The organism is uncultured Corynebacterium sp. (assembly GCF_902782855.1).
Classification (GTDB): Bacteria; Actinomycetota; Actinomycetes; order Mycobacteriales; family Mycobacteriaceae; genus Corynebacterium.
Window position 1 is genome coordinate 1 of sequence record NZ_CACZOO010000226.1, and the last position, 6,738, is coordinate 6,738.

Here is a 6,738-nt window from a genome sequence, read left to right on the forward strand (position 1 = left end):
CACGGTCCGCCGTGGTCACGCACGCATCACGCACCGCGAAGAGGGTGGGGACAGGGCCGGAGCAGGCGGATCGCGGGCGGGGGCCCTACTTTCCGGCGAGGCCCCGGATGGTCTCCACGGCGGTTGCGTAGTCGATGTCCGAGGTCTCACCGGTGAGCCGGTCACGCAGCTCGACGGTACCGTCGGCGAAGCCACGGCCCACGATGACGACCAGCGGCATGCCCAGCAGCTCGGCGTCCTTGAACTTCACACCCGGGCCCACTTTCGGACGCTCGTCGAAAAGGACCTCCAGACCTGCGGCGTCGAGGTCACCCGCCAGCGACTCTGCTGCCTCACCGGCGGCGGCGTCCTTGTTCGCGATGACGACGTGCACGTCGAACGGGGCGACGGATGCCGGCCAACGCAGGCCTTTGTCGTCATGCATCTGCTCGGCGAGCACGGCGATGAGGCGGGAGACGCCCAGGCCGTACGAGCCCATCGTCGGCACGGACCGCTTGCCGTTCTCGTCGAGGATCTGCACGTCGAAGGCCTCGGTGTACTTGCGCCCCAGTTGGAAGATGTGGCCGATCTCGATACCACGCTCCAGGGTCAGTGTGCCCATGCCGTGCGGTGCCGGGTCACCCTCGCGAATCTCGGCTGCCTCGATGAACCCGTCGACGGTGAAGTCACGGCCGGCCACCATGTTGGCTACGTGGCGGTTCTTCTCGTCCGCACCGGTGATCCAGGCGGTGCCGGTGACCACGCGGGGGTCGGCGAGAACCCTGATGCCGTTCTCCGCCAGCCCCCTCGGCCCCACGTAGCCCTTGACGAGGAAGGGGTTCCCCGCGAAGTCCTCCTCGGAGGCGAGTTCCACCACGGCGGGCTCCACGGACGCCTCGAGACGCTTCATGTCCGCCTCCCGGTCACCCGGCAGCAGGATGCCGGTGAGCTCCGGCTCACCGCCGGGTTCGGTGATCTTCACGACGAGGCACTTGAGGGTGTCGGAGAGCTCGACGGGGCGACCGTCGACCTGCAGATCCTCACTGCGCGCCCACTCGAGCAGGGCGTCCATGGTCGTGGCGTCCGGCGTCTCGTAGACCCTCGCCTCCGGCTGACCCTCGATCGGACGCACTGCCGGGGCCGGGGTGACGACGGCCTCGACGTTGGCGGCGTAGTCACCGTCGGTGGCCCGCACGAAGGTGTCCTCGCCCGACGGGGAGACCGCGAGGAACTCCTCAGAGGCCGATCCGCCCATGGCACCGGACGTGGCGGCGCAGATGGCGTACTCCACGCCGAGGGAGTTGAAGATGCGCTGATAGGCGACGCGGTGGGCCTGGTAGGCATCCTCGAGTCCGGCGTCATCCATGGTGAAGGAGTACGAGTCCTTCATGATGAACTCGCGACCCCGGAGAATTCCGGCGCGCGGCCGCTCCTCGTCACGGTACTTCGTCTGGATCTGGTAGAGGGTGACCGGGAAGTCCTTGTAGGACGAGTACTCGCCCTTGACCAGATCGGTGAACATCTCCTCGTGGGTGGGCCCCAGGAGGTAGTCGGCACCCTTGCGGTCCTTGAGGCGCAGCAGCGAATCCCCGTACTCGGTCCACCGGTGGGAGCGCTCGTAGGGCTCGCGCGGCAGCAGCGCGGGCAGGCGGATCTCCTGGGCGCCGATGGAGTTCATCTCGCGACGCACGATGGCTTCGACGTTGTGCAGGACGCGCAGACCCAGGGGCAGCCAGGAGTACACACCAGGGGCGACGCGCCGGATGTAGCCGGCTCGGACGAGAAGCTTGTGGCTGGGGACTTCCGCATCAGCGGGATCTTCGCGCAGGGTGCGCAGGAAGAAGGAGGACATCCGGGTGATCATGTCCGGTACTCTAGTTCATCGCCCACCCGCGCATCGATAGGGTGTCCCCCATGCTCATTCTCCTTCCCCCGTCCGAGACCAAGGCCGCCGGAGGCGCCGGCCCCGCACTGGACCTCAACGCCCTCTCCTTCCCCACTCTCACGCCCGTCAGGTCGGCGATCCTCGACGATCTCTCGTCCCTCGAGGTGGACGACGCGCTGCGGGTCCTGGGAATCTCCGGGGCACTGCGCGGGGAGGCCGAGGCGAACCGTGTGCTCCGCGATTCGGCGACAATGCCGGCACTGGAGCGCTACACCGGGGTTCTCTACGACGCACTCGGTGCAGCGACCCTCACTCTGCAGGACGTGAACGCCCGGTCACGGCTGGCCGTCGGATCCGCATTGTTCGGGGTGGTCCGGGCAGACGACCCCATCCCCCGCTACCGGCTGTCGGCGGGCACGAAACTGCCGGTCCGTGACGCCGGCGCAGGTGCGGCGGTGCCGACGATGAAGAGGCGGTGGGGGCACCTGATCACCCAGGCCCTGCAGGCAACCCCGGACGGATCCGGTGACGGCGTGATCGTCGACCTGCGCTCCGGCGGCTACCAGGCGCTGGGCAAGGTGCCCGCATGGGACGCGGAGACCGGTACGGGTGCGGTGACGGTGCGGGTCGAGTCGGTGCGGCCGGACGGCTCGCGCAAGGTGGTCAGTCACTTCAACAAGCACTACAAGGGGGTGCTGGCACGGGCGCTGGCGACCGCCGGGGCGGACGCGGACGCCGCCCGCACAGCATCCGACATCGCCACCATCGCGGCGGCTTCAGGGCTGGCCGTCGAGATCAACGAACCGGTCGGTGGTCAGCGGAGCACCACCGCGAAGGACACCCTGACGCTGGTGGTGTGAACACCACGGCCCCACCCCGGCGAGACCATCCCGGTGGGCTAACCCTGCCCGGCGACACGCCCCGCGGCGTCCCCGATGACGATGACGGCAGGGGCGCCCACTCCCTCCGCCGCGATCGTCTCGCCGAGGGACGCCAGTGTCGCGGCGGTGACCCGCTGACCCGACAGCGAGGCGTTCTCCACGACGACAGCCGGGGTGGCCGCGTCCCTCCCCTTCGCAATGAGCTCGGCAGCGATCGCACCGGCGTTCCGCACCGCCATGATCAGCACCAGGGTGCCCGTCATGCCGGCCAACGCCGTCCAGTCCACCAGCGACTTCGGCGAGCCCGGGGGCACGTGCCCGGAAACCAGGGTCAGGTCATGGTTGAGTCCACGGTGGGTCAACGAAATTCCCGCCGCCGCCGGGGCAGCGGTCATCGAGGTCACCCCGGGGATGACCCGCACCGGCACGCCCGCGGCCGTACAGGCCTCGATCTCCTCGAAACCCCGGCCGAAGATGAACGGGTCCCCACCCTTGAGACGCACGACCCGCTTCCCCGCCACCGCACGCGCCACCATGAGCTCATTGATCCGCTCCTGGGATACCTGCCGGGAGTAGGGGATCTTCGCCACGTCGATGAGTTCGGCACCACGGGCCGCAGCGTCCTCCGCCAGGCCCACCGGCCCGAGATGATCGGCGAGGATGACGTCGGCCTCCGCCAGAGCCCGGGCACCGGCGACGGTGATGAGGTCCGGATCACCCGGTCCGCCACCGACGAGGATGACCTCGCCGGCACCGGAGGTGGCGTCCGGCACGCCCGCCCCGACGCGGGGACGCCGGTCGTCGACGGGGACCCCGTTGCGGTGCGCCCACGCAAGGGCGTCCTCCGCGGCAGTCGGTCCGGTGCCCGCGGGGATACGCACCAGGCCGATACGTGTGGCGGCATCGCCCCAGCCCACGGGCACGGCACCCTGTTCACGCAGCAGCTCAGCGGCGACGTCCGCCTCCGGCCCGTCGACCACCAGCACCGGAACCCCGGTCAGCACAAGACTCATGTCCCCGGAGTGTAGTCCCCGTCCGTCACTCCCCCGGCAGCGTACCCGGAAAAGCCGCGACCGCCGAACCGGATCAGTCCGACGGTGCCGGACCGACCCGGGGCGGCGGTCGCGGGGCCGCCGAACCCGCCGAAAAGCGGACGTGTCAGGCGACGTTACGCCGGTGACGCCAGCTTCAGGGCCTTCTGGCTGCGCTCCCACTGCTCGTTGTACAGTGCGGTGTTGTCGGAGAGCTTGCCGCCGAAGGACGGGACCATGTCCCTGAGTTTCGGGGTCCAGGCCTCCATCTTGTCCGAGAAGCAGGCCTGCAGGACCTCGATCATCGCCGACGGGGCGATGGAGGCTCCCGGGGACGCCCCCATCAGACCGGCGATGGAGCCGTCGGCCGAGTTGATCAGGGCGGTACCGAACTCCAGGGAACCGAACTTCGGGGCCTTGGCCGGCTTGATGACCTGGACACGCTGGCCGGCGGTGACGAGTTCCCAGTCCTCGTCGCGGGCGTCGGGCATGTACTCACGCAGTGACTCGACGCGGGCGGCCTGGTTCTTCAGCACCTCGGTGACGAGGTACTTGGTCAGACCCATCTCCTGCACGGCGACCCCCAGGTAGGACGGGATGTTGCTGGGTCGCAGCGACTTGAACAGGTCCAGGTAGGAACCCTGCTTGAGGAACTTCGGGGTCCAGCCGGCGTACGGGCCGAACAGCAGGCCCTTCCTGCCGTCGATGACGCGGGTGTCCAGGTGCGGGACGGACATCGGCGGGGCGCCGACCGCGGCCTTACCGTAGACCTTCGCCGCATGCTGGTCGACCAGCTCCTGGTTGGTGCAGCGCAGCCACTGGCCGGAGACCGGGAACCCGGCGTAGCCCCTGATCTCCGGGATGCCGGACTTCTGCAGCAGCGGCAGGGCCATTCCGCCGGCACCGATGAAGACGAACTTCGCGTGGACGGTGGTGATGTCACCGTTGTGCAGGTTCTTGACGGTCAGCTTCCAGCCGGTGCCCTCGCGGGAGATGTCGGTGGTCTGCGAACCGTAGCGGATCTCGACACCCTGGGCGGTGACGGCGTCCAGGTACTGACGGGTCAGGGCGCCGTAGTTGATGTCGGTGCCGGCGTTGATCCAGGAGAGGGCGACCTTCTCGGAATAGTCACGGCCCTTGTCCATCAGCGGCACCTTGGAGGCGAACACCTCCGGATCATCGGTGTACTGCATGTCCGGGAAGAGGGGGTTGTCCTTGAGTGCCTCGTAACGTGCCCTGATGTAGGCGACATCCTTGTCCCCGTGGCCGAAGGACATGTGCGGGGTGGCGTTGATCCACTCCCTGGGGTCACCCAGGGTGCCGTTCTCGACAAGGTACGACCAGAACTGCCGGGAGATCTGGAACTTCTCGTTGATGTTCACGGCCTTGGTGATGTCGATCCTGCCGTTCACCTCGGGCGTGTAGTTCAGCTCGCAGAGTGCGGAGTGACCGGTACCGGCATTGTTCCAGGGATCGGAGGACTCGGACGCCGGGACGTCCTGACGCTCGATGATGATCTGGCTCCAGTCGGGCTGAAGCTCACGGAGCATCACGGACAGGGTGGTCGAAATGACGCCGGCGCCGACAAGGGCGACGTCGACGTGGTCGTTCTTGGAGGGTGACACGTTAAGCACAATCCTTTTCTTCGCTGCTGTTCCGCCGTCTGGACGGCGTCCACAATCAGGCAATGGTACGCGGTGACGTGCCATATTCACCATCGGGGCACTAATCGCCGGGTAGGATGGCAGTCCGTGACCCGACTGAATCTCGCCGACGTACTGTCCCACCCACTGGGAGCCAGTGTCCATGACCTGGATTTTATTCCGGATCTTCTGGGTACGGGCTATGAGAGGACGACCGTGGAACTGGGTGAGGACCCGGACCACGAGACACCCGGTTCACCCGTGGTCCTCACCCTCGTGCGGCACCACCCGGCGGGGGTGGATGACACGGACTTCGCCGCCCGACCGGCGATCCTCCTCGTCCACGGCATGACCGACTTCTTCTTCCAGACCCACGTCGCCGAACACTTCGACGCCCTCGGCTACGCGGTCTACGGCATCGACCTGCGCAAGTGCGGGCGCTCCCACCGCCCCGGACAGACCTGGCACCACGTCACCTCCCAGTCCATCTACGACGAGGACCTCTCGGTCGCCCTGTCACTGCTCGGCGCCGGCCACCCCTCGGTCGTCCTGGTGGGGCACTCCACCGGCGGCCTGGACGTCACCATGTTCGTCGCCCGGCTCCACGGCGCCGCCCGGCGTGGTGACCGGGCGCGCGGCGTCCTCCACGGGGTCGTCGACGCGGTCGTGCTGAACAGTCCGTGGCTGGACCTCCAGTTCGACGGGGTCACCGGCTTCATCATCCGGCACGTGTTCCCGTGGGTGGCGAAGGTCGCGCCGGGGTGGCATGTGCCCGGTGGAATCAACCCCACGTACGGCCGGACGCTGCACGTCGAGGAGTTCGGCGAGTGGGACTACGACCGGGAGTACAAGCCGCTGCTTCCCCGCCCCAAGCAGGTCAGTTGGTTGGTGGGGGTCTCCCGCGAGATCGACAAGCTGCACACCGGCCGGTTCTCCACCGGCGTGCCGACGTTGCTGCTGTGTTCGGACGCGGACAGCCCCGGGCGCAGCATCAAGGACGTCGACGGGGTGGAGGTTCCGGAGGACATCGCCTTCCTCACCGACACGATCCTCAAGCCCTCGCAGATGCGGGACGCCGCCCACCTGGTCGACCCGGACTGTGTGGTCGTCACGGTTCCCGGCGCGATGCATGACGTGTTCCTCTCGCGTCCGGAGGTCCGCGCGGCGGCGTTCGAGGCCGTGGACGCCTTCCTGGGCTGAAGCCCGTTCCCCGCGTCCCCCTGTGTCGGCGCCGCGGGTCACCGGCAGCCACCGGAGTTCACTACGATCGGGCCCCATGGCAGACAACCAGGCAGGCAACCAGGCAGGCAACCAGGCAG

5 protein-coding genes are annotated in these 6,738 nt (G+C 68.2%); 2 read left to right on the forward strand and 3 right to left on the reverse strand.

Translation table 11 applies throughout. The features are described 5' to 3' along the window. Positions 1–85: 85 nt before the first annotated feature. On the reverse strand, positions 86–1,843 hold the full coding sequence (locus QZV72_RS09480) for a proline--tRNA ligase (protein WP_297007790.1): 1,758 nt from the start codon (positions 1,841–1,843) through the stop codon (positions 86–88). 50 nt (positions 1,844–1,893) lie between these two features. Here QZV72_RS09480 and yaaA point away from each other — a divergent pair, with 50 nt between their 5' ends. Continuing rightward, positions 1,894–2,724 carry a peroxide stress protein YaaA gene (gene yaaA, locus QZV72_RS09485; protein ID WP_297007792.1) on the forward strand — a complete coding sequence of 277 codons (831 nt, stop codon included), beginning with the start codon at positions 1,894–1,896 and terminating at the stop codon, positions 2,722–2,724. A gap of 38 nt (positions 2,725–2,762) precedes the next feature. Here yaaA and cobA read toward each other — a convergent pair whose 3' ends face one another. Beyond that, entirely contained in the window at positions 2,763–3,758 is a 996-nt protein-coding gene (cobA, locus tag QZV72_RS09490) for a uroporphyrinogen-III C-methyltransferase (RefSeq protein ID WP_297007793.1), read from the reverse strand. 155 nt (positions 3,759–3,913) lie between these two features. After that, positions 3,914–5,401, reverse strand: a complete 1,488-nt coding sequence (mqo, locus tag QZV72_RS09495) for a malate dehydrogenase (quinone) (protein ID WP_297007796.1) — start codon at positions 5,399–5,401, stop codon at positions 3,914–3,916. 126 nt (positions 5,402–5,527) lie between these two features. Here mqo and QZV72_RS09500 point away from each other — a divergent pair, with 126 nt between their 5' ends. Beyond that, positions 5,528–6,619 (forward strand): alpha/beta hydrolase, encoded by a 1,092-nt coding sequence (locus QZV72_RS09500; RefSeq protein WP_297007799.1) that lies wholly within the window; start codon positions 5,528–5,530, stop codon positions 6,617–6,619. The last annotated feature ends 119 nt before the right edge of the window (positions 6,620–6,738 follow it).

Excerpts from the sequence above, each read along its gene's own strand:
- QZV72_RS09480 (WP_297007790.1), bottom strand. The coding sequence starts at position 1,843 with ATGATCACCCGGATGTCCTCCTTCTTCCTGCGCACCCTGCGCGAAGAT.
- yaaA (WP_297007792.1), top strand. The coding sequence starts at position 1,894 with ATGCTCATTCTCCTTCCCCCGTCCGAGACCAAGGCCGCCGGAGGCGCC.
- cobA (WP_297007793.1), bottom strand. The coding sequence starts at position 3,758 with ATGAGTCTTGTGCTGACCGGGGTTCCGGTGCTGGTGGTCGACGGGCCG.